Source organism: Rhizobium leguminosarum (genome assembly GCF_010668065.1).
Taxonomy (GTDB): Bacteria; Pseudomonadota; Alphaproteobacteria; order Rhizobiales; family Rhizobiaceae; genus Rhizobium; species Rhizobium leguminosarum_S.
In genome coordinates this window covers 341,133-364,306 of record NZ_WUEN01000003.1, presented here as the reverse complement: position 1 = coordinate 364,306, position 23,174 = coordinate 341,133, and the positions used below count along the sequence as shown (strand labels likewise).

The 23,174-nt window shown below is 61.3% G+C and carries 22 protein-coding genes; 5 read left to right on the top strand and 17 right to left on the bottom strand.

The window, feature by feature from the left end:
- Position 1: 1 nt before the first annotated feature.
- The 15 genes from GR198_RS10105 to GR198_RS10035 form a co-directional block, all read right to left on the bottom strand.
- Positions 2-994, bottom strand: a complete 993-nt coding sequence (locus GR198_RS10105) for an ABC transporter permease (RefSeq protein ID WP_204337059.1) — start codon at positions 992-994, stop codon at positions 2-4.
- 28 nt (positions 995-1,022) lie between these two features.
- Positions 1,023-2,561, bottom strand: coding sequence for a sugar ABC transporter ATP-binding protein (locus GR198_RS10100; RefSeq protein ID WP_164069044.1), 1,539 nt, complete (start codon positions 2,559-2,561; stop codon positions 1,023-1,025).
- A gap of 69 nt (positions 2,562-2,630) precedes the next feature.
- Positions 2,631-3,659, bottom strand: coding sequence for a substrate-binding domain-containing protein (locus tag GR198_RS10095; RefSeq protein ID WP_164068694.1), 1,029 nt, complete (start codon positions 3,657-3,659; stop codon positions 2,631-2,633).
- A gap of 298 nt (positions 3,660-3,957) precedes the next feature.
- Positions 3,958-4,899, bottom strand: coding sequence for an ABC transporter ATP-binding protein (locus GR198_RS10090; protein WP_017991370.1), 942 nt, complete (start codon positions 4,897-4,899; stop codon positions 3,958-3,960).
- A 22-nt stretch (positions 4,900-4,921) separates the two neighbouring features.
- Entirely contained in the window at positions 4,922-5,557 is a 636-nt protein-coding gene (locus GR198_RS10085; RefSeq protein ID WP_011649507.1) for an ABC transporter permease, read from the bottom strand.
- Positions 5,554-6,186 carry an ABC transporter permease gene (locus GR198_RS10080; RefSeq protein WP_003550062.1) on the bottom strand — a complete coding sequence of 211 codons (633 nt, stop codon included), beginning with the start codon at positions 6,184-6,186 and terminating at the stop codon, positions 5,554-5,556. Before GR198_RS10080 ends, GR198_RS10085 begins: the two co-directional genes overlap by 4 nt.
- A gap of 37 nt (positions 6,187-6,223) precedes the next feature.
- Entirely contained in the window at positions 6,224-7,042 is an 819-nt protein-coding gene (locus GR198_RS10075; RefSeq protein WP_164068692.1) for a phosphate/phosphite/phosphonate ABC transporter substrate-binding protein, read from the bottom strand.
- A 5-nt stretch (positions 7,043-7,047) separates the two neighbouring features.
- Positions 7,048-8,052 (bottom strand): ornithine cyclodeaminase family protein, encoded by a 1,005-nt coding sequence (locus GR198_RS10070; RefSeq protein WP_164068690.1) that lies wholly within the window; start codon positions 8,050-8,052, stop codon positions 7,048-7,050.
- Between the two features lie 117 nt (positions 8,053-8,169).
- A complete protein-coding gene (locus tag GR198_RS10065; RefSeq protein WP_032990827.1) occupies positions 8,170-9,057 on the bottom strand; it encodes a glycine betaine ABC transporter substrate-binding protein in 888 nt (295 codons plus the stop codon).
- Between the two features lie 114 nt (positions 9,058-9,171).
- Entirely contained in the window at positions 9,172-10,677 is a 1,506-nt protein-coding gene (locus tag GR198_RS10060) for an HAL/PAL/TAL family ammonia-lyase (protein ID WP_164068688.1), read from the bottom strand.
- Positions 10,674-11,441: a histidine utilization repressor gene (gene hutC, locus GR198_RS10055; RefSeq protein ID WP_164024384.1), complete on the bottom strand. Its 768-nt coding sequence runs from the start codon at positions 11,439-11,441 to the stop codon at positions 10,674-10,676. Before hutC ends, GR198_RS10060 begins: the two co-directional genes overlap by 4 nt.
- Positions 11,438-12,289, bottom strand: coding sequence for a MaoC/PaaZ C-terminal domain-containing protein (locus tag GR198_RS36225; protein WP_164024383.1), 852 nt, complete (start codon positions 12,287-12,289; stop codon positions 11,438-11,440). Before GR198_RS36225 ends, hutC begins: the two co-directional genes overlap by 4 nt.
- Positions 12,286-13,092: an SDR family NAD(P)-dependent oxidoreductase gene (locus GR198_RS10045; protein WP_164024382.1), complete on the bottom strand. Its 807-nt coding sequence runs from the start codon at positions 13,090-13,092 to the stop codon at positions 12,286-12,288. The genes GR198_RS36225 and GR198_RS10045 overlap by 4 nt, the downstream gene beginning before the upstream one ends.
- Positions 13,089-14,639 (bottom strand): acyl CoA:acetate/3-ketoacid CoA transferase, encoded by a 1,551-nt coding sequence (locus GR198_RS10040; protein ID WP_164024381.1) that lies wholly within the window; start codon positions 14,637-14,639, stop codon positions 13,089-13,091. Before GR198_RS10040 ends, GR198_RS10045 begins: the two co-directional genes overlap by 4 nt.
- A 99-nt stretch (positions 14,640-14,738) precedes the next feature.
- Entirely contained in the window at positions 14,739-15,800 is a 1,062-nt protein-coding gene (locus tag GR198_RS10035) for a YeiH family protein (protein ID WP_164068686.1), read from the bottom strand.
- Between the two features lie 64 nt (positions 15,801-15,864).
- On the opposite strand from GR198_RS10035, the gene GR198_RS10030 reads away from it, so the two are divergent.
- The 3 genes from GR198_RS10030 (at position 15,865) to GR198_RS10020 (ending at position 18,465) form a co-directional block, all read left to right on the top strand.
- Positions 15,865-16,788, top strand: coding sequence for a LysR family transcriptional regulator (locus GR198_RS10030; protein ID WP_029871245.1), 924 nt, complete (start codon positions 15,865-15,867; stop codon positions 16,786-16,788).
- A gap of 161 nt (positions 16,789-16,949) precedes the next feature.
- Positions 16,950-17,867, top strand: a complete 918-nt coding sequence (locus tag GR198_RS10025) for a DMT family transporter (RefSeq protein WP_164068684.1) — start codon at positions 16,950-16,952, stop codon at positions 17,865-17,867.
- 148 nt (positions 17,868-18,015) lie between these two features.
- On the top strand, positions 18,016-18,465 hold the full coding sequence (locus GR198_RS10020) for a pyridoxamine 5'-phosphate oxidase family protein (RefSeq protein ID WP_164068682.1): 450 nt from the start codon (positions 18,016-18,018) through the stop codon (positions 18,463-18,465).
- Positions 18,466-18,487: 22 nt separating this feature from the next.
- Here the strand turns inward: GR198_RS10020 and GR198_RS10015 are convergent, their stop codons facing one another.
- On the bottom strand, positions 18,488-19,732 hold the full coding sequence (locus tag GR198_RS10015) for a DUF763 domain-containing protein (protein ID WP_164068680.1): 1,245 nt from the start codon (positions 19,730-19,732) through the stop codon (positions 18,488-18,490).
- Between the two features lie 115 nt (positions 19,733-19,847).
- On the opposite strand from GR198_RS10015, the gene GR198_RS10010 reads away from it, so the two are divergent.
- A complete protein-coding gene (locus GR198_RS10010) occupies positions 19,848-21,371 on the top strand; it encodes a phospholipase D-like domain-containing protein (protein WP_164068678.1) in 1,524 nt (507 codons plus the stop codon).
- On the opposite strand, the gene GR198_RS10005 is transcribed toward GR198_RS10010, so the two are convergent.
- Positions 21,318-22,280, bottom strand: coding sequence for a lysylphosphatidylglycerol synthase domain-containing protein (locus GR198_RS10005; protein ID WP_164068676.1), 963 nt, complete (start codon positions 22,278-22,280; stop codon positions 21,318-21,320). The two genes, GR198_RS10010 and GR198_RS10005, sit on opposite strands and share 54 nt — an antisense overlap.
- A gap of 164 nt (positions 22,281-22,444) precedes the next feature.
- Here GR198_RS10005 and GR198_RS10000 point away from each other — a divergent pair, with 164 nt between their 5' ends.
- Positions 22,445-23,173 carry an endonuclease/exonuclease/phosphatase family protein gene (locus GR198_RS10000; RefSeq protein WP_164068673.1) on the top strand — a complete coding sequence of 243 codons (729 nt, stop codon included), beginning with the start codon at positions 22,445-22,447 and terminating at the stop codon, positions 23,171-23,173.
- Position 23,174 lies beyond the last annotated feature (1 nt).

The following is a 23,174-nucleotide window of genomic DNA, read 5'->3' as shown; positions in this document are numbered from 1 at the left end:
ATCAGGCAGCCTTACGCTTGTGCAGGAAATGATCGATCGAGACGGCGGCAAGCAGAATGCAGCCTTTGATCATGTCTTGCCAATAGACAGACACGTCGAGCAAGATCAATGAGCTTGTTACGACCGACAGCAGGGCAATACCGAGAATGGCCCCGAGGATCGTGCCGGAACCGCCATTCAGCGACGCACCACCGATCACCGCGGCTGCGATGATGTTGAGTTCCATGCCAACGCCAAAGGTCGGGGTCGCGGCACCGAAGCGAGACATGTAGATCACCCCGGCGACACCGGACAGCGTGGCGCAGAGCACCGTCACCCAGAACTTCACCTGGTTGGTCTTGATACCGGAATAGAGCGCCGCCTTCTCGTTGCTGCCGGTGTAGAACACCTTGCGGAAGGCGGTTGCCCGGCGCAGCAGAAAGTCGAACAGCACGACGACCGCGACAAAAATCAGGATCACATAGGGGACGCCATAGAATGTGCCCTGCCCGATCGCCTTGAACGAGGGCGGCAAGGTGAACAGCGACAGCGGCGTGCCCTTGGTGATGATCAGGCAGATACCACGCACGATGACCATCGCCGCAAGCGAGGTGATGAAGTGGTTGAGCCCAACGATCGTGACGAAGAAGCCCATGACGCAGCCGATCAGGCCGCTGGCAAGAATGCCGATCAGAGATGCGCTCCACGGATCGAGCCCCATCAGGAACAGCGAGCCCGACAGCACCATCGAGAAGCAGACGACCGAGCCGACCGACAGGTCGATGCCGCCGACGATCAGCAGGATGGTCATGCCGACGACGACGATCCCTTCCACCGAAAACGACATCAGCATCGCCCGGAAGTTGCCGAGCGTCAGAAAATGCGGCGAGGCAAAACTCATGACGATGCAGAGCGCCAGGATGATCGCGATCAGTCCCGCCTCGCGCATCGTCCCCAGCCGTTTCCAGCCGGGCGCGCGTGCCTGATGTGCCGTTGCCAATGTAGCGTCCGCCATAACCCTGTCTCCTGCCCCTGCTTTTTCCCTATGCGGCATGCTCTGATGCCCTTGAATTGTTGTGGCCGCCGATCCCCGAGGCGAGACGCATGATTGCTTCCTCCGTCATCGCCTCGCCCTCGACCTCGCCTGCAACTGTGCCCTCGTGGATGACCAGCACCCGATCGCACAGACCGAGAAGCTCCGGCAGTTCCGACGAGATGACGACGATGCCGATGCCGGAGCGCGCGAGATCGCGCAGCAGCCGGTGGATTTCCGATTTGGCGCCGACATCGATGCCGCGGGTCGGCTCGTCCATCAGGATGACCTTGGGATTGACCGCCAACTGCTTGGCAATCGCCACCTTCTGCTGGTTTCCCCCCGACAGCGACGAGACCGGCATGTCGATGCCACCCATTCGCACGCCGAGCCGCCGGACCAGGTTGTGGGCACGATCCGCCTCGGCCTTGGAATTCAACAGTCCCAGTGGTCCGGTCAGCGATTTCAAATCGAGAACGGCAATGTTCTGGGCAACGGAAAGATCGAGGAAAATGCCGGAGCCTTTCCGGTCTTCCGACAGGTAGACGACGCCCGCCTGCGCCGCCTGCGCATAAGAGCGCGCCCGCAGCCGCTGTCCATGCAGTTGCACCTCGCCGCCAGTTACCGGCCGCAACCCGCAAATACCTTCGGCTATCTCGGTGCGGCCTGAGCCGATCAGCCCGCCGACGCCGAGAATTTCCCCCTTGCGCAGGTCGAAGCTCACATCCGTGAAGCGGCTGCCGTCGCCGAGATCGCGGACGCTCAGAATGATCTCATCGGTCCGCTCCGCCGGCGCCTGCTTTTCCGGATAGAGCTGGGTGATCTCGCGCCCGACCATGCGGCGCACCACATCATCCGGCGTCACGTCCGCCACTTTCTCCGTCGAGACATAACGGCCATCGCGAAACACGGTGACCCGGTCGCACAGGCTGAAGATTTCGGCCATGCGGTGGCTGATATAGATGATCGAAATGCCCTGCGCCTTGAGGTCGCGGATGATTGCGAACAGGATCTGCGTCTCCGATTCCGTCAATGCCGCCGTCGGTTCGTCGAAGATCAGCACCCGACAATCGAGCGTCAGCGCCTTGGCGATCTCGACAAGCTGCTGGCTGGAAATCGACAAGTCGCCGACTTTGCGGCGCACGTCGATCGGCGCCAGACGGTTCATCACGACCTGCGCATCCCGCTCCAGCCGGCCATAGTTCATGAAAGGCGAGCGGCGGCGGTTGGTCGCGGCCATGAACATGTTCTCGGCCACCGTCGCATCGGGGCAGAGCGCGATTTCCTGATGCACGAGGCCAAGCCCGAGCGATTGCGCCACGGCCGGCGAGGTCACCTTTACCGGCGCGCCATCGACGAGAACGTCCCCCTCGGTTGGCTGCAGCACGCCGGCAATGATGTTCATCAGCGTCGACTTGCCCGCGCCGTTTTCGCCGCAAAGCGCATGAACCTCGCCCTTCTCCAGGCTGAAGCTCACATCCGTCAACGCCTTCACCGCACCGAAGTGCTTGCTGACATTGCGGATTTCCAGAACCGGCACCGGCGCCATCATCGTCTCCTCCTCACGCTCGCGGTGGCTGTCCGGAGTTTCCTGCCCCCGGACAGCCGGCACAAAGGCTTACTCCTCGATGCCTTTGGTGCCCCGCCGCTTCAGATACTTGTCCCAGTAGAAGTCGTCGGCATTTGCAGCCGTGACGATCGACAGGCCGTTGTCGACGAACGGAATGCTCATCGGGTTGAAGCCAGCGCTCTTTGCGTCGTTCATCGGGTCGATGAGTTCCGGATGCTTGGCAAGCCACAGGAGCATGAAGCCCATGTAACCCTGCATGCCCTGGTTCGGGTTGATCGAGCCGAACACTTCGCCCGCCTTGATCATGTCGAGAATGTTGGCGTTGACGTCGGCGCACATCACGAGGATCTTGCCGCCGCTTTCCTTGTTGGCCTGCGAAGCGCCGATGGCCGAATTCGCTTCCGGCATGAAGACGGCGCCAATGTTCGGATGTGCCTGCACCAAGCTCATCAGACCCTGATAGGCTTTGTTCGGGTCCTGGTTGGACGCAGCGCGGCCAACCAGCTTCATATCAGGATATTTTTCCTCCATACGGGCGATGAAGGCGGCGATACGCTTGTCGTGGTTGTCCTGGCCCGGATTTTCGAGAACGGCATATTCACCCTTGCCACCCATCTTTTCGGCAATCGCGTCGGCCGCATAAGTGCCTTCGCGGGTATTGTCCGACGTGACGAACGAGATGCGCTTGGAAAGCGGCGCATCGGCCGCGAAGGTCACGACCGCCGTGCCCTGGTCGATCGCCCGGTTGATCGGCTCGATGAACGGGTCGGAGTTCATCGGGTGAACGAGAATACCGGCCGGGTTCTGGGCCAGCGCCTGGTCGAAAGTGGCGATCTGCTTGTTGACGTCATATTCCGGCGTGCCGGTATAGGCCGTCTCGCAACCGAGCTGCTGACCGGCCTGCTTGAACATTTCATAGACCGGGAACCAATATTCGACGCCCGATACCATGACGTTCATGACGTATTTTTCACCGGGCTTGCAGCGGAACGGATTTTCCGCGTCCGCGCTGGCCGCGCCGGCGAAAAGCGTCGATGTAAGGACCGCCAATGCGGTCGTGCTTAGAAATTTGCGCAAGTTTCCTCCTCGAGGCCGAAGCCCCTCCCAAATATCCGGCGGCGCCTCAGCGGCTGCCGATGATCCATTGAAGACCGGAGTTCCTCCTCGAAGTCCGGTATGGGCAGATAATCGCAACGGCAGAGCGCTGTCAATATAATTCATACGGTGAAATATATTTCACATCCATCCATCGCTGTGGCGGTCGATGCCCGCCTGCGAGCGTTCGAAGGGTTCATGCATGGCGACTGGCGATATCGCCCTGTTGCGCAACGACCCCAGCCGAAGCTCTTCCGCTGCGCACTTTGGTGGAATTGCTCTACAGCCGATTGGCGCGCAATAGAGTGTCACGAGACAAATATCCCGCAAGCGTCCCGTCAGCGGCTCTGACGTGCAGGCCCGGCATCTCCCCGGAAAGAATGAGCGCCAAGGCGTCGTGAACCGTGGCGTCAGCGGCGATCTCGGCATCGCCGTTCGACGGTTCCGGCGCGGTCATGATCATCGATACGGCAATCAAGCTCAGCCTTTTTATGGCCCGGTCAGGACCGAGGAAACTCTCGACGAATTCATTGACGGGACGCGCGAGGATTTCCTGCGGGGTATCATATTGAAGGAGGCGGCCATCCCGCATGATGGCGATGCGATCGCCCATCTTGATTGCCTCATCGAGGTCATGGGTGACGATGACGACGGTCTTCTTCACCTTCCTGAGAATATCGCGGAATTCGTCCTGAAGCCGAACGCGGGTGATCGGATCGATCGCGCCGAACGGTTCGTCCATCAGCATGATGGCAGGGTCGGCGGCGAGCGCACGCGCGAAACCGACGCGCTGACGCTGTCCGCCCGACAACTCGTGTGGCAGGCGCTGCCGCATGATGGCCGGATCAAGACCCACGAGATCCAGCAGCTCGTCGACCCGGCGATCGCTGCGCGCCTTTTCCCAACCGAGAAGCCGCGGCACGGTCGCGACATTGCGCGCGATCGACATATGCGGAAACAGACCAACTTGCTGGATGACATAACCTATGCTGCGGCGCAGTTCTTTCTGATCGACCCGGGCGATATCTCTGCCATCGACCAGCACCCGCCCCGTCGTGGGTGTTTCCAATTGATTGATCATGCGCATGGTCGTGGTCTTGCCGCAGCCCGAAGGACCGATCAGGGCAACCGTCGTACCGGTCTCGATCAGGAGATCGAGATTGTCGACCGCATGCTGGCCGCTTCCGTCGTAATTCTTCGTAACATGGTCGAGATGAATCATCCTGATATCCGCTTTCGGCCGCTTAGCGCCGTTGAGTGAAGACGCGCTCCAGGGCGCCGAATGCCAGTTCCGCAAAGATCGCGAGCAGGGCTATCGGGACCGCTCCGACGAGAAGGCGCGGCATGTTCATGATCGCAATGCCGGCATTGATGAAATCGCCAAGCCCGCCGCCGCCGATGAAGGAGGCCAGCGCCGCCCCGCCGATAACCTGGATGGCACTCGTCCTGACGCCTGACAGAATCGACGGAACGGCCAGAGGAAGTTCGATCTCCCACAGCATCTGCCCGGCGCTCATGCCCATTCCATCGGCCGCATCGATCACCGAGGCGTCGATCTCGCGGATGCCGATGATCGTGCTCAACAGCAGCGGCGGCACGGCAAGGACGATGAGGGCCACCACCGACGGCAACAATCCGATGCCGAGAAACGGCATCGCCGCCGACAGGATCGCAAGGCTCGGTATGGAGCGCAAGGCGCCGGCAATATTGACCACGGCAAAGGCGGCGCGAGGTGCCCGTGCGACGGCAAATCCGAGTGGCACGGCAATGACGAAAGCGATGCCGAGCGATAGGACGCACATCAGAAGATGGCGATTGAAAGCGTTGAAGAAGGTACCGGAGTTATTGAAGATCCAGCTGAATGCATCGATAACGATCATGCTGCTTTACCTCCACTGCGCCGGCGCAGCAGCTTTTCGAAGGATGCAAAACAGTAGTCGGCAAAGAGCGCCAGAAATGACGTCAGCAGCCCGCCCGCGATGATCTTTTCGGGAAACCGCTGGTCGATGCCTTCGAAAATGATGACGCCGAGCCCGCCAGCATTGATATAGGCGGCAACGGTCGCGATGCCGATGACCGTCACCATGGCGATGCGGATGCCGCCGACGATATAAGGCATCGCCAGCGGCAGCTCGACCTCCCAGATCCGGCGCGCCGTGCCGTAGCCCATGCCATCGGCAGCTTCGAGTATGTCCCGTGGAATTGCCTGAAACCCCATGCCGATATTGCGGATCAGGATCATCAGCGAGTAGGCGGCAAGACCGGTAATGGCGGGTGCCGCCCCAATCCCCATGATGGGGATGAGCAGCGCAAACAGCGCCAGGCTCGGCACGGCGAACAAGATACCGGTGAAGATGATGATAACCGCGAAGCTCCGCGGTCGCCTTGCCGCCCATATCCCGACGATCAGCGAGATCACCAGGGCAATGCCGACCGAGGAAAAAACGAGATACAGGTGCTCCAACAGCGCTTCGAATAGCCGGTCGAGGTGTTTAGGGACCCATTTCATCATCGAAACCTCCGCGTCCGAGCCCTCGTTCGCCTGTCTACCATGAGATCCCCAATCTGCGATCGGCGTCGTCGGCTCTCTGCGGCAGGACATCGTAGGCCGACGGAGCGACCACTGAAAATCGCCTGAGGCCCAGCCGTTCCAAAGCTGCCGCTCCCTCAGGCGTTTCATGCAACGTCACGAGGCTGCGCTGTAACGCTGCGGCAATGTCCGCCGGCAATGTTTGCGCGGCAACCAATAGCGGAGCGGGAAGCGGATCGGTCGTCGCTAGAATACGAAGACCATCGATCGCGTCGCGTTCGTGCATCGACAACAATTGGAAGGCGTAAGCGTCGATCGCGCCCGCGTCGATCCTGCCATCCTTGAGGGCTGCGACGATGCCTGAGGGATTGAGCAGTGGTCCGACCGTCGTGCTCTGCTTCATCGTGCCCGCAAATCGGCCGGCAAGGTAGGAGCGCGCCGCATGGTAGCCCGACTGGGAATCGCGCACGGTCCAGCCCCAGCGTGCCGCAGCGAGATCCGCCACTGCGTTCACCGGCCCGGTGGAGGCGACGAGGATGTGGCTGGCATAGAGCGGCTGCTCCAAAGACCATGCTTCGCTCGAGACCGGTGCAGCAAGGGCAGCCGGTCTCAAGCCCTCGGGCATGCGCGAAAACGGATAGCCGCACATGAAGACCGCTCCCATGTCCGGCCTCGCCCATAACGCCGACAAGGGTGCCGGTGCTGCATGGGCGATGATTTCCAGCTCGACGCCGGAACGTAGGCTGACCAGCGCAAACAGCGCGTCCCACAGGCTGCGAATGCGCGGACTGAGATTATACATTCTCGAACAGGCGATTGGCTTGGACATCACCATGGCGACTATGCGAACCGCAGGCGCTGGCCGATATTCATCTCCTTTGCCTTCGCCACCATGGCGGCGCCGAGCGCCACGTCAGTCGTGCTGAGGCCGCGATGCCAGAACAGGATCGTCTCCTCGTCGCTCTCGCGGCCGGGTTTCATGCCGCAGACGATCTGGCCGATTTCGGCATGCAGGTTCTCGGCCGTCACCTTGCCCTCGTCGACGTGACGGCGAAGCGCTCCGAACGGCTTGCCGGGGCCGCATTGTCCCCAATCGTCGACGACGACCTTGTCCATGATATCGGTGAGATCGAATTCAAGCGCGCTCATCGTGCCATAGGGCACGACGAAGGCTCCCTTCTTCACCCATTCCGTCTTGAACAGCGGCGCCGGTTCCGGCAGGCGGCTGGCCTCGACCATGATATCGGCGCCCTTAAGGCAATCCTGCCAATTGTCGGTGACGATGATCTTCTTGCCGAGATCCGCCTCAAGACGCTTTGCGAAGGCATCGCGACTTTCCGGGCGGCGGGAATGCACGCGGATTTCATCGAAGTCGAAGAGATGGTCGAGAAGGCGGACATTCCAGTAAGAGGTTCCGCGAGCACCGATATGGCCGAGAATCTTGCTGTCCTTGCGGGCGAGATATTTTGCGCCAAGGGCGGTCACGGCGCCGGTGCGCATGTCGGTGATAGCAGTCGCGTCGATGATGGCCTTCGGCACGCCGGTGTTCGGGTCGAACAGGTTGAGGACCGCAAGCTCCGAGGGCAGATCGACCTTATAGTTGTCGACGAAATCGCCGACGACTTTGACGCCGGCATAGTTCAGCGCTTTGACATAGCCGCGAAGCACGTTGAAATGGCCTTTGTCGGAACTCTCCGGCACAAGATGAACACGCGGCTCGATGACGGTTTCGCCCCTGCCCTGCGCATCCAGCGCTTTCGACACCGCATCGAGAATCTCGTCATTCGTCAGCGCCAGCGCCTTGGCATCGAGGGCGTTGAGATAATCGATCCAGATTTCCTGCATTTCCCGCTTCTCCACATTCCTGTCCGGCTGCTGAACGGACGGATTTTCGAACAGACACCCCAAACTATCGCCACGCCAGGTCGCGGCCGGATCGATACCCGGCCGCGGGCGTGACAATCATTTCGGCAGCAGGCCGTTTTCCTTGAGGAATTCGACCGCCACGTCCTTGGCTTCCTCGTGATCGGTCTCGACCTTGGCATTGAGGACGCGCATTTTCTCGTTATCGAGATGGGTGCCGACCGCCTCCAGCAGTTCGGCAACCTTCGGATTGGCCTTCAGCACGTCCTGGCGGACAACGGGCGCCACGTAGTAGGGCGGAAACAGACCCTTGTCGTCTGCCAGCGGCACGAGATTCTTCGAGCCGATCTGCCAGTCGGTCGCGGCGCCATTGGCGACGTCAATGTCCTTTTGTTCCAGCGCGTCATAACGAAGGCCGAGCTTGGCAAACTGCTTGAACTCCTTGAACTCGGCGTCATAGACACGCTTCAGGCCGGGCAGGCCATCGGCGCGGTCCGGAAATTCAGCGCCGCCGCCGAAGACCAGGGTCTTGGAAACCTTGGCGAGATCCGACAGGCTTTTCAGATTGTTGGCCTGCGCCGTTTCCTGCCGGACCACGATGACATAGCCATTGTTGATGCCGCTCGGCTTCAGCCAGGTGAGGTTGAACTGCTTGGCGTAGAAATCCTTGACCTGCGTGTAGACCTTCTCGGCATCGGTCGACATCTCACCCTTGACGACAGAAGCGAGCGCCGTGCCGGTATATTCCGGATAGAGATCGATCTCGCCGGCCACCAATGCCTGGTGAGCAATCAGCGTGCCGCCGAGGTTGATCTTGCGCTCGACGGTGATGCCGGCATTTTCCAAAACGGCGGCGTACATTTCGGCGAGGATGAACTGCTCGGTGAAATTCTTGCTGCCGACCTTGATGGTCTCTGCGGATGCAGGCTGGAACATGGCGGCTGCCATGATGCCGGCTGCAAAGATGCCTTTTGTCCAATTTTTCATAGTCATTCCCTCTTGTTGACTTTTCAATGAACGAACCGACGGCATTCCCCGGAATAACCGTCAGCATGACCGGTTGGCGCCCTGCCCTTCTTGCCGGGGCAGTGGCGAACCGGTTTATTGCGGGCCAAGCCCGATCAATGCGGCAATCGTCGCAAAATCCGGCCCTTGCGCGCGATCCTCTTCAAGCGCCGGGACGTGGGTGCGAACAAAGGCATAGGCTTGCGCCGATCCCTTGCCCAATTCGCCCGAGACGCCTCTGAGCTCGACGGCCTGTACCGAAGCAATCAGTTCGATGGCGACCAGATAGCGCAGGCGCTCGACGATCGCCTGCGCCTTTGCCAGAACGCTCGGAGCCATCGATGCCTGGTCTTCGACGCCATCGGCAACAGGAATGGGCGAAAGCGAAACCGGCATGGCCAGATGGCGGATTTCGGCTTCCATGGCCGAGACGGTCTTTTGCACGGTCGCAAAACCGGTACGGCTCTGGCCCATCGGGGTCAGGAAACGTGGCAGGTCGGACATGCCAGGCGACATGATCTTCATGATCCGATAGGCGGTGCCTGTCGCACAATGCGCCATCGCCTGCCCCAGCCTTTCCCAGGCGAGCACAAAAGCGGTCATGTCAAAATTGCCGTGCGAAAGAATGACGCCCTCGGATGCGATCACGACAGGATTGTCGCTGGAACTGACGAGCTCTATGTCGGTCGCCTGCCTTGCCTCATCGATCGCATGCCTCAACGCGCCCCAGACCTGCGGTGTGCAGCGGTAGCTCAAAGGATCCTGCAGACGCCTTGCTGCATCGGCGGCAAGCAAGGAGCTGCCCGAAAGAAGCTCCATCAGCTGAGCCGCGACCCGGCGCTGCCCAAAGGCCGGTCTTGCAGCCAGAGCGCGGTCGTCGAAGGCACTGACATTGGCCCGGAACGCTTCGAAATTAACGGCAATCGCCTTCAGGGACCAATCGAAGAGCCGCTCGATATCCACAAGCGTCAAGCAGGCGAGGCCGATGGAGAGGCTGTTGGCCACAACAAGCGCATGCCCGTCCTTCGGCGCGAATTTGAGAGGCTTCAGGCCGGCCCTGTCAAGGGCGATGGCAGCCGGCAGCACTTCGCCGCCAAGCTCGATCTCACCGAAGCCCAGGAGGCCCCGGCTCATATGGGCAAGCGGCGCCAAATCCGCCGCACCGATCGAGCCCAACGACGGGACGACAGGATGCACACCTGCATTGATGGCGGCAATCAGACCCTGGAAGACTTGCAGCGAAACGCCGGAGCCGCCCGCCGCCATGCCGGCGGCCCTGACGGCCATCATCGCCCGCACGGATTCCTGTGCGAGCGGTTCTCCGACGCCGACCGCGCGGGCTTGCGGCACACGCATCTGGAACGCCACCAGATCTTCCGTTGCAAGTCTGGTGTCGACCCCCGCCCCAAGTCCCGTTGTCAGGCCATAGACCGGCAGGTCGCTTTCCGTATAGCGGTCGACGACGGCGCGCGCGGCCACGATCCGCGCCTCGACTTCGGCGGATATCTCGATCCTTGCCTGCCGGCGGGCAATTGCTGCGATGTCCTCGATCGTCGGCGGCGCCGCGCTGAAGATGACCGACGGAGAATTGGTAGCGCTCACTGTTTCTCTCCGAGAATGGCGACGGGCCTGGAGGGACCCTTGGTGGACCGTGCTTCCAGCCGATATTGCGCGCCGGGATAATATAACAGCGCACAGGTCACGACGGCCTCGCCTGACCAGGTTCTTCGAAAGACGCGCAGGCAAGGGTGATCGTTCCTGAGGCCAAGATATTTGCGTATCGTCGTATCCGGCTTGACGGCCTGGACGATATGTTCGAACGCCGTTATCGGCGCCACTTTCGTCAGATATTCGTGCGGCGTCATGCTGCGGAAGTCGGTCGAGAGATAGTCGGGCGCAACCAGCGGATTGACGTAGCGCTCCTCGACCTGAATGGGCTGGTCGTTTTCCATATGCACGATCAGCGAATGCATCACTTCAGCGCCGAGGATGAGTTCGAGCGCATCGGCGACGTTGGCATCCGCCTTCATCAAGCCGGCCTTGACCACCATCGCCTGATGCGTGTGGCCCCGCTCCAGTATTTCGTCGGCTATGTTGCGGATTTGAAGCAGATCGACATCGAGGTGCTTGGGCGAAACGAAGGTTCCGATCCCGGCGGATCGCTTGAGAACACCCTCGAACATCAACTCCCGCAGCGCCCGGTTCGCCGTCATGCGGCTGACGCCGAATGCCGCCACCAATTCGCTCTCAGAGGATACCCGGTCTCCCGGCTGCAGCTTGCCCTGGGCGATCTCGGCCAGGATCTGCTCCTTGATCCTGATATAATGGCGCGCCTCGCCGGCGGCCGGCTTGACCGCTTTCGTCATGACAACCTCGCCATGCCATTGTCGAGGATGATCGTGCCCCGAGAAGCAACGAGGCCTCGGAAGCGAATCTCGGCATCGTTCCGCCACATCTGCACGGTGATCGTTTCGCCGGGAAAGATCGGCGCGCTGAAACGCGCCGCAATCCCGCTCAAGCCTCTGGCCATGCCTGGATCGATGGCAGCGACAATGGCGTAGCCCGCATAACCGAAGCTGCACAGCCCATGCATGATCGGCCGGTCAAAGCCGCTCCTGCCGGCTGCCTGCGGATCGACATGCAGCGGATTGAGATCGCCATTCAGGCGATAAAGCAGAGCGGCGTTGTCAGGGATGTCGACATCAAATTCAAGGTCCGGCCCTCTGTCCGGGACTTTCGGCAAGGGTTCGGGCGCAGATCCCACTGAACCGCATCCACCGTCGCCGCGGCACGCATTGGTCTGGACGATGGTCGCGATTGGCTCATCACCGTCCACGGTTGCGATCAGGCGTTCGAAGCTGACGAACATTCCTTTCTCAACGCCGCGGTCGACCACCGACAAGACGCGCGAGCGGGAGATCAGCGGCACATCGAGGGGGACCGGCCGATGGATCGTCAGGCGATGTTCGGAATGCACCAGACGCGCCCAGTCGACGCCCGTCTGCTGCATCCATGGCCCCGGATGCGCCACGATATTGGCAAGGGTCGGCGCGGTCACGAGATCGCGTTCATAGACGTATTTCAATGTCTTTTCGCCGAGCGCGTCGGCGCCGTAGCCGACCGACAAGGCGTAAAGGATGGCATCCCTTGCGGTGACCACATGCGTCGCTTGCGGCACCGGGAAGTCGAGGATGGATTGGGCCGATAGCGTCACGATGCGGCTCCGCCGGGTGTCGCGGGTTTGCGAACGCCACCGGACAGGCGGATGCCGCCGTCAACGGAAAGCAATTCGCCGGTGACGAAGTCAGCCCCCTGAACAAGCCAGACAATGGCGCCGGCAACGTCTTCCGGTGTTGCGACACGGCCGAGCGGCGCGGTTTCCGAAAATCGCTTGGCAATGGCTCCATAGGTATCCGGCCCGAGCGTATCGCGCATCCAGCGCGTATCGATGATGCCGGGACAAACCGCGTTCACGCGGATATCGGGACCGCAGGTGCGCGCCAGGGCCAAAGTCAGCGCATTCAGCGCGCCCTTGGAGGCCGTATAGGCAAGCGAGCTGCCGCCGCCGGTAAAGGCAACGTTGGATGAGACATTGACGATCGCGCCACCACCGCTGTCCCGCATCGCAGGCACCGCCGCCCGGCACATCTGATAGGCACCGATGACGTTGACGCCGAAAACGTTCTGGAAATCTTCGGCCGACAATGTCTCCAGATCGAAAGGATCGGATTTGACCGTCATCGCGGCATTGTTCACCAGGGCGTCGAGCCGCCCCCATCGATTGACTGTAATCGCGACCATCCGGCGGCAGGCCGCGTCATCGGCAACGTCGGCCTGGACGATCTCGACCTCCGCGCCCAGGCTGCGGCAGATATCGCCGGTCTCATCGGCCTCTCTTTTGCTGCGGCTGTAGTTGATGACCACCCGGGCGCCGCCCTCGGCGAATTGTTTGACGCACGCCGCCCCGACACCCGTTGCCGAGCCCGTGACGATGATGGCGGCTCCATCGATTTTCATGGGGCAATGTCCTTCATGGCATGGGTCGAAAACAGGCGCGCATCCATCTGCTTCAGCTGGTCCGACACCGCGATGCCCTTCGGCAGGCGGTCGAGAACATCGGCGGCAAGATCGATGCCGGGGGCAAACTCCGTCAGCGTCAAGCATCCGTCAATCACCCGAAAGACAGCCCGCTCGGTGACGACGAGCTGTGACTGTCCCTCCGGCGCAAAGGCGGGGCTCGAACTGATCTGGTCGACAGCCTCGACGATCTTGCAAAGGCGGCCGTCCCTGACGATGTCGAGCCTGCCGTCGGCAACCGCAATTTCCGCGCCTCCCGCCGAAAATGCGCCGAGATAGACAACATGTTTGGCCGTCTGCGAGATATTGGTGAAGCCGCCGACCCCGACGATGGAATTATTAAATCGGCTGACATTGACCGCACCATGCCGATCCACCTCGGCCATGCCGAGAAAGGCGATGTCGAGGCCGCCGCCGTCGTAAAAATCGAACTGCGATGCCTGTGGGATGATGGCGGTCGGATTGACGGCGGCGCCAAAGGACAGCTCCTCGGCCGGCACGCCGCCGATGACCCCGGATTCGATCGTCACCGTATAATCGTCGAATCCTTCTTCGCTGGCGATGCGGCCGATCCCGGCGGCAATGCCGATGCCGAGATTGATCGTCGGGCGGTTCAGCGGCGCCAGTTCCAGGAAGGCACGTCGCTGAATAATCTTATCGACCGACAGCGGCGCCGGCTGCAGGCGGCTCGCCGCCATCCGGACGCGTCCGGTATAGGCGATATTATCCGTCTCGGCGAAACTGATGCCGTGCTGGGCCGGATCCTCGCAGACGACCACATAATCGACCAACGCCGCCGGGATACGAACGTCATTGGGCTGCAGCGAGCCGCGCTCGGCAATCCGCTTGACCTGCACGACGACGATGCCACCGGAGTTTCGTCCCGCCTGCGCCATGGCGAGCACGTCGAGCGGGAAGGCCTCATCCTCGAGGGTGATGTTGCCGTCTTCGTCGGCCGTCGTTCCGCGCAAGAGCACGCAGTCGAGCGGCATCGACGGATAAAGCAGCCATTCCTTGCCGCGCAACGAAACACGCTCGACAAGCGTGCGCGGCGTCGTCGCATTCATGCGGCCGCCGCCATGAAGCGGATCCATGAAAGAGCCGAGCCCGATATGGGTGACCACCCCAGGCTGACCGGCGGCAATCGCCCGATAGAGCTGGGCGATGACGCCCTGCGGCCAGCAATGCGCTTCGATCTTTTCCTCGATCGCAAGCTTTCCAAGGCGCGGCGTTCCGCGCCATCCCCCGGCAATCACACAGGCGACCAGGCCTTCATAACCGAAGTGCCCCATGCCGCGCGTCTGACGATCGCCCGTGCTGGCAGCAAACAGAAGCGTCAGGTTGCGGGGTTTTCCAGAGGCGAGGAAGCGCTCCTCGACCGCGGCCGTGATGGCCTCGGGATGGCAGCATCCTCCAAAACCCGAAGCCGCGACAGTCATCCCGTCTTCGAGGAGATCCGCAGCTTGCTGTGAAGAGATGACCCGCATGACGATCTTTGCTTCCCCGGCCTGTATATACAGGCTAGCCGCCGATCGTTTGGAAGGCAACTGGAATCTTTGCAAGTATTTTGGGCATATTACCTTCGATCAGACGATATTCAGCAGCCCGATCAGGCAAAGCCCGAGTGCCGCCAGCGCCAATAGCGACAGCGCCGCCGCTGCGAGGACACGACCGCCGGTATGGGCGACGGATCTGACATCAACGGAGAGGCCCAAAGCGGCCATGGCGGTGACGGTGAAGGCGGCGGAGACAGCCGACATCCCGGACAGCAGCGGTGCCGGGATCGCGTCGAGCGAACGAAGCGTCGCCATGGCTGCAAAACCGAGGATGAACCATGGGAGAACATGGCGGAGCTTGACTGGCGAACCGCCAGGACGGCGGCCATGAATTGCGCCGAGCACAAGGATGACAGGTCCGAGCATCATCACGCGGATCAGTTTGACGAGTGTGCCCACCTGGGTGCTGACGGCTCCGGCAGAGGCCGTGGCCGCCAAGACCTGCGGGACGGCATAGGCTGTCAGCCCTGCGAAAACGCCATATTGTACAGCGCTCAAACCCAAAAACAGATGAAGAAGCGGCAGCGTCAGCACTGCACCGATGCCGAGCAGCGCGGTAAAAGCTATCGAGGCCGCGATATCGTCCGGTTTGGCGCCGATCACCGGCGCTGCGGCGGCAATCGCAGAATTGCCGCAGATCGAGTTGCCGCAAGCAACCAACGTCGCCAGGCTGGCCGACAGCCCGAAGAGCCGCCCGATAACAAAGCTGCCGGCCAAAGACAGAGCAACCAGAACGGCAATTCCGCCGACAAGCGGCAGTCCGGCCTGCCTGATGGCAGCCGTGCTGAGCGAGGCGCCGAGCAAGACGACCGCAATCTCCAGCAGCGTCTTGGCGGCGAATTGGATGCCGGGAATGAACGTCTGCGGCAGGCAGATCGAGGAGCGCACGGCAATGCCGATCAGAATGGCGAGCACGAGGCTCTCGATCCAATGTGAGCCGAAAACCATCATCTGCAGCTGCTCAATGAGATAGGCAGAAAGCGTGACTGCCGCACACAGGACAAGCCCCGGCAGGACGGCAGGAAGCGACAGGGAACGTGAGGCGGAAACGATCATCGGCAAGACCTTGCGGAGGACTGCAATCTCCCACACTCAATTGTCGACTTCCATTGAATAGTATAGCATAGTTTATTCGGTAAAATCGAACGATTGAATCATGACGTTTGAACAGCTTTCCATTTTCGTCGCGGTTGCCGAACGTGAGCATCTGACCAAGGCTGCCTTCGCGATCGGGCTCACGCCCTCGGCTGTCAGTTCGGCTATCCGCAATCTCGAGACCTCCTATGGCGTCGAGCTTTTCCACCGCGTCGGACGCCGCATAGAACTGACATATGAAGGTCGGGTGTTTCTGGGCGAGGCAAGAGCGACGCTGGCGCGCGCAAAGGCCGCAGCGCTCGTCCTGTCCGATCTCGGCGGCTTGCAAAAGGGTGAACTGGTCGTTTTTGCGAGCCAGACCATCGCAAGCTACTGGCTGCCGGCGATGCTGATGCGTTTCAAAATCCGCTACCCGGGCATTGACCTGAAGCTGATGATCGGCAACACGACCACGGCAGCAAAAGCGGTTCTCGATGGGTTGGCCGAAGTCGGTTTCGTCGAAGGCAGCGTTGACGAGCCGGCGCTGCATGTTCAACCGCTTGCCGAGGACGAACTCCTTGTCGTCGTCGGTCCGCGCCATCCCTGGGCGCGTGGCAAACCAATTGCACCGGCAGAGCTGGTTTCGGGCACAAAATGGGTCATGCGGGAAAAGGGTTCCGGAACCCGATCGGCTTTCGAGGCGGCGATTTCCAATCTCGGCATAGTCCCCGCAGATCTGGCTGTCGCGCTTGAGCTGCCGTCGAACGAGGCGGTCATATCGGCAGCAAGAGAGGGCCTCTGCGCGACGGTCGTCTCAGGTGCCGTGGCCGCGCCGCTCTTGACGCAAGGCCTGCTGGTAAAGGCGCGCTTCCCTCTGCCGTCCCGCCAATTTGCGATCCTGCGGCATAAACAAAGGCACTCCAGTCGTGCCTCGCTGGCGCTGGAAACCATTTGCCGCGAGGACAAGGCTGCCGAAGTCCAGAATTGGGATGATTGGGCGCTCTAGATCAAAGAAATAGAGCATGATGTCGTCCGAAAACCGCTCACACTTTTCGGCATCATGCTCTGGGCGTCTGATCCGCCGCACCGGCGGCTTGACATCAGCATTGTTAAGGCAGAAGCCGCACTCGGCCACGCATGCGCGGCTGCTTTGCGAGGATGCGAGAGATGACGACCAAGACTGGCGTAGCCAATGCCGGAAACCTGATCATGACTGGCGTCCTACTGATGCTGCTCGGCGATCTGCTTTTTGCGCTGAACGATGCAATGGGCAAGTGGCTGGTCGCGAGCTTTGCCGTCGGCCAGGTGCTTGTGATCCGCTCGGTCGGCGCTTTCATCGTGCTCGGACCAATGATCCTCCGGCAAGGGCCGATGGCCTTGTTCCGCGTCGAGCAGAAGGGCCTGCAGTTCATCCGTGTTTTCATGGCGACTGTCGATGTCGCCCTATTCTACGCTGCCGTCGCCTATCTGCCGCTCGCAGACGTCATGACCTTCTATATGGCCGGACCGATCTATATTGCGGCGCTTTCGCATTTCTTTCTCGGAGAGAAGATCGGCTGGCGCCGTTGGCTCGCCGTTCTGATCGGCTTTGCCGGCGTCGTCATCGCGCTGCGTCCGTCCACGGCGATGCTGTCGCTTCCATCGCTCTTCGGTCTTGCCGGCAGCCTTGCCTTTGCGCTGTCGCTGGTGATGAGCCGCTATCTGCGCTCGACCAGCGACACGACGCTGGTGACATGGCAGACGATCGCCGCGCTCGTCACCGGCATCGTCTTGAGCATCGGTCACTGGCAGCCGGCAACGCTGATCGATTGGTCCGGCATGCTGCTGCTCGGCATCGTTGCCACCTGCGCGCATCTGCTTATCACCCGCTCGCTGAAGCTCGCGCCGGCATCGCTGCTCGCGCCGCTGCAATATACGCTGCTGCTCTGGGCGATCGTCCTCGGCTACCTCTTCTTCAACGATATTCCCGATGCGCAGATCATCGTCGGGGCCGCAATCATCGTCGTTGCGGGGCTCTTCATCTTCCACCGGAAGAATCTGAAAGAGACGGTTCCGGTCGAAGCCGTCCCGCCCGACGGTCATTAACGGCTCGGCCGTCTTCACCACGGTCATCCGTCCCACTGCTTGGATGGAAGCTCAGTGGAACGGATAGAGACGCAGTCACGTGGGCTTTCCACGGAACAATCTGGACGCTTGCACGCTACTCCCGAGCATTCAAACCTGGGAGATCACAATGGCGTCCATGACCCTCGAAGACCTATCCTCGCAACTGAAGAAGATCGATTTCTGCATGCTGTCGACGAATGCCGGGTCGGGCCGCATCTCGGCCCGACCGATGAGCAATAACGGCGACGTCGAATATGACGGGGATTCCTGGTTCTTTTCGTATGAGGACAGCAGGAAAATCACGGAGATCGAAGGCATCGACACCGTCTTGCTGACGTTCACGGCGCCTCCCAGCCTCCTCGGCAAGCCGGGGATTTTCATCGCTGTCGAGGGCTTCGCCTCGCTGGTGCGGGACAAGGCGGCATTCCAAGAACATTGGGTGCCCGATCTCGAGCGGTGGTTTCCTGAAGGTGTGGACACTCCCGGTATCGTTCTTATCAAAGTTTCAGCATCCTCCATCCGGTACTGGGATGGTGAGGAAAACGGCGAGGTCACCCTGCCTGGCTCAGCGAGTTAAGATAGTGGCATAAAGAGGCGCCCTACTCTGCGGGCGGCTCCTCCCAGCCGAAGACGCTCCGGCCGCCGAAATCGGCGGATTGGCGGAATTCGCCGGCGATGATTTCCTTGAGATCGGGACCTGTCACATAGCGTTCCATCTGCCTGGACTGATCGTCCAGGCGCTTGAGCGCCTGCAACTCCTCCTCGCGTCCGAGCCTGCCCTTCTGCACCGCCGATTTCATCACGGCGATCGTCTCGTCATAAACCTTGAGCGGGACCGGAAAAGGATGGCGGTCCTTGCCGCCGTGGGCGATCGAGAAGCGCGCCGGATCGGAAAAGCGGCAGGGCGCCCCGTGAACGACTTCCGCCACCATCGCCAACGCCTTCACCGTGCGGGCGCCGACGCCTGGAACGAGCAGCAGCTCTTCGAAATCCGCCGGCCCGCGGTCGGCAGCGGCAGCCAGATTTCCATGCAGGCGCCGCATGTTGACGTCGCTCTCGCGGACATCGTGATGGGCGGGCATGATCAGGTGCGGCAGCATCGGCTGTGCGGTGGGTTCGGGCGCCGGTGCTTCGGCACGCAGTAGTGCGGCGGCTTCGCGGATGATCCGGTCGGGACCGAGGGTCGCCAGCAGATCGAGCTGACCGCGCCGCGAACGTTCGGCGCGCCGGTCGGCAAGATTGACGATCTCGCCCTGGCTCCTTCCCTCGATTGCCGCATGAGGCGAGTCGACGAAACTCTCCAGGCCTTCGGACAGCCAGTGATAGCGCCGGGCCTGACGCTTATCACCGTTCATGCCTTGCTGCACGACCACCCAATGGCCGTCATCGGCGACGATGAACCCGTGCAGATAAAGATCAAACCCGTCCTGAAGAGCGGCGCTATCGACCTTGGCGATGAGACGGCTGGTGGTCGCGAGCCCCTCCCCGTCGAGACCGACACGCTCGCCGATCGACACGAGCTCCTGCGGGGTCTTGCGCGAATGCGCGCCGCGGCCGCCGCAGACATGCAGGCCGAGCTCGCCGGCACGCGGCTTCAGCCCGCGCTTCAACGCGCCGAGAACACTGGTCGTGATGCCTGAGGAATGCCAGTCCATGCCCATGACCGCGCCGAAGGACTGGAACCAGAAGGGATGCGCCAGCCTGCGCAGGAATTCGTCGCGGCCATAGTGATGGACGACTGCCTCGGTGATCAGCGTCCCGAGCCGCGTCATCCGGTCGCCGAGCCAATGCGGCACGCGTCCCCCGTGAAGGGGAAGATCGGCGCTGCCTGCTCGTTGTGACATCTCGTTTCCTTGCATTCTGCATCGCAGGCGGCCCGTAGCGCGCCACTGGCCGACGCTATCGGGGAACCCAGGCAAATTCCGGGCGTTTGTGCTCCAGTTAGAGGCCGAGGCAATCATGACGACATTCGAAACCATCTTCAATAACCCGAGCTTGCCCCAGACAAAATCACAACGGCCGGGCGACCGCCAAAAACAGGAGGGCAGCGCCTTGTCCCTGGAAGGGAGCGCTGCCAAGGCGGCCTTCCTGATCAACGGCAACAGCTATTTCTCAGAGCTGGCGCGCGCGTTGCGGCAGGCGCGGCGCACCATCTGGATCGTCGGGTGGGATTTCAATCCGAACATCCGGTTGGAACCCGATAAGTCCGACGAAACGCTGGCCGACCTGTTGCATGCCCTGGCAGCGGCAAATCCGAAGCTCGAAATACGCATCCTCATCTGGGCGCTCGGTCCCGTTTATTCTGGCAAGTCCCTGCAGCCGCTGCGGAAGAAGGACTTTCCCAGAAATGCGCAGATCGATCTGCGCTTCGAACTTCAGCCGACATTGCGCGGCTGCCACCATCAGAAACTCGTCTGCATCGACGACGCCGTCGCCTTCATCGGCGGCATAGACGTGACGTCGCGCCGGTGGGACACCTGGCTCCACCGCGCCAAGGATAAATTGCGGCGCGACCCCGAGGGCGTTTCCTACGATCCGTTGCATGACGTTCAGGCAATGGTCACCGGCGATGCTGCCAGGTTGATCGGCGATATCGCCAGGCGGCGCTGGGAAAACGCCACCGGTGAAAGCCACCTGCCGCTGGCCGAAGATGTCCCTTTTTCCTGGCCGGACGATCTCGCCGTTTCGATGAGGGAGATCGCGGTCAGCTTCGCGCTGACGGAGCCGTCGACCGCTTTTCGCCCCGGCATCAGCGACGGCATCGCCATGACATTGGACGTCATCGCCCGGGCGCGGCGGCAGCTTTACATCGAGGCGCAATATCTTGCCTCCTTCCGCGTCGCCGACGCCATTGCCGCGCGGCTACAGGAGGAAGACGGCCCCGAAGTTGTCATCATCTGCACGCGCAGTTCTCATGGGCTGATCGAAAAGATTGTCATGGGCGGCAATCGCGACCGCGTCATCCGCCGCCTCAAACGCGCCGATCACGCCGATCGCCTGCGCGTCTACTATGCCGTCGTGCCCGGACCAATCGTGCCCGGGCCAGTCACGGCGAAAGAGAGCGAGGTGGAGGTGCTCGTCCATTCCAAACTGATCATCGCCGATGACGAACTGGTCCGCATCGGCTCCTCCAACCTCAATAATCGCTCGGAAGGGCTGGATGGCGAATGCGACATGCTCGTCGAGGCAGGTAATGACGCGCACCGCCGCGCGATCGTGGATCTGCGCAATCGCCTGCTTTCGGAATATCTCGGAACCACCCCGGAAAGTTTTGCCGAAGCCTTTATGCAAAGCGGCTCGTTGATCGAGGCAGTCGACGCGCTCAATGACGGCCCCCGGGGCTTGCGGGAATTCACCGTCGAGCTGCCGGGCAGCATTTCGCCGATTTCAGGCACGGCGATCTTCGACCCGGTTCGACCCTTCACCCCTCTAGACCGACTGGGCCTCGGCGCGCTCGTCCGCCTCCTCATTCGCCCCGCGTGACGTCCGTCGGAAGATCACCTCGCTGATGACGAGAAGCGTCGTGCCGAGCGCCAGCGGAATGAAGAAATAGGCGCAGCGAAAGGCAATCAACGCGCCGATCGACGCCTCCTTCGGCACGACATAGGAGACCGTCGCCTCGAGCACGCCGAGACCACCCGGAACATGCGTTGCGAGGATCGCCGAATTGGCAAGCACGTAAGCCGTCACCGACCTGAAGAAGGCAACGTCGCCGAAGGCCGAAAGCATCTGGTGCAGGCAGGCGGCGACGAGCATGAAATTGATTGTCCCGACCCCGACCTGTGCGACCGCGATCGAAAATCGCGGTAGCTGAAACGACCAGCGCCATAGCCGCAACGTGCCGCGGATGAAAAACGAAAGGCCCGCATAGACCACCGGCACGACCAGCGCCAGCGCGCCGAAGATGCGCACACTTGCCGGATCGACGCGCAGCAGGCGCCCGGCATCGCCGGGATTGACGATCATGGCGATGCCGCCAAGCGTGATCAGCCCGAGCCCCACCGTGACACCGCAAAACAGGATGATCTTCGCCACGTCCTCCGCCGTCAGCCCCCAGCGCGAATAGAAACGATAGCGAAAGGCGCCGCTGCTGAGGCCCGCAAAGCCGATATTGTGGCCGAGCGAAAGACTGATGAAGGACGCCAGCGCAATCCTGGAATAGGGCAAGGATTTGCCGAGCGAGCGGATCGCCAGGAGATCGAAGCAGCTCAGGCACAGATAGGACCCCGCCGCAAAGAGAAGTGCCGTGCAAAAGGTCGAAAAAGGGATGCTGCGAACCGATTGGACGATCTGATCGAGGCTGTATTGCTGGAAGATCCGATAGAGGAGAAAGACCGCAAGACAAAGGGCAGCAACGAGCAGTCCATTCCAGATCATACTTTTCAAGCTCATCGATTGTCCTCAAGAGTGCGAGCGCGATGGTTCGATAATCGGGAACGATCAAACGAGTTTTGTGTTCCCCGGAGAACAAGTTCTATGTTCTCCGGGGAACTTCTATGTTCTCCCGGGGGGAACTTCTATGTTTCCCCCTGGGGGGAACGAGTTCAGCGGGGCCCATGCCGGATAAATCAATCAAACTCCTGACCTATAACGTGCACAGTTGTATCGGCGGCGACCGGAAGCTCGATCCCGGCCGCATCGCTTCTGTCATCGCCGAGGCCGAGGCTGATATCGTCGCTCTTCAGGAGGTCGACGTCCTCAGGCGCAGGACCGGCGGCGTCGACCAGGCCCATGCGATCGCCTCGCTTTTGAAGATGCAGGCTCATTTCCATCCGGCGCTGTCGATCGCTGAGGAGCAGTATGGCGATGCGATCATCACTTCGCTGCCGACAGGCGCGGTCAAGGCCGGACCATTGCCATCCATCGGCGAACAGCGCGGCGCCATTTCCGTCGAAATACTGGTCGGCGACAGAAAACTGCTGGTCGTCAACACCCATCTCGGCCTTCGCGGCCGCGAACGCATCCGGCAGATGACGACATTGCTGAATCCCGGCTGGCTGCGCGGCACGACGGATGAACCTCTTCCAACCATCCTCTGCGGCGATTTCAACGCCATTCCGTCATCGGCGACTTACCGACTTGCCGCGCGGTCGTTGAAAGACGCCCAGCTCGCAGGCAGCGCCGCGCCGAGAGCGACATTTCCCTCGCGCTACCCGCTGATGCGCCTCGACCACATCTTCGTCACTGACGATCTCATCGTCAAACAGGCAGCGGTCCTGGAAAACCGCCTGACAAGGATTGCCTCGGACCACCTGCCTCTGCTCGCGGAAATCGGCTTTGCCTGAT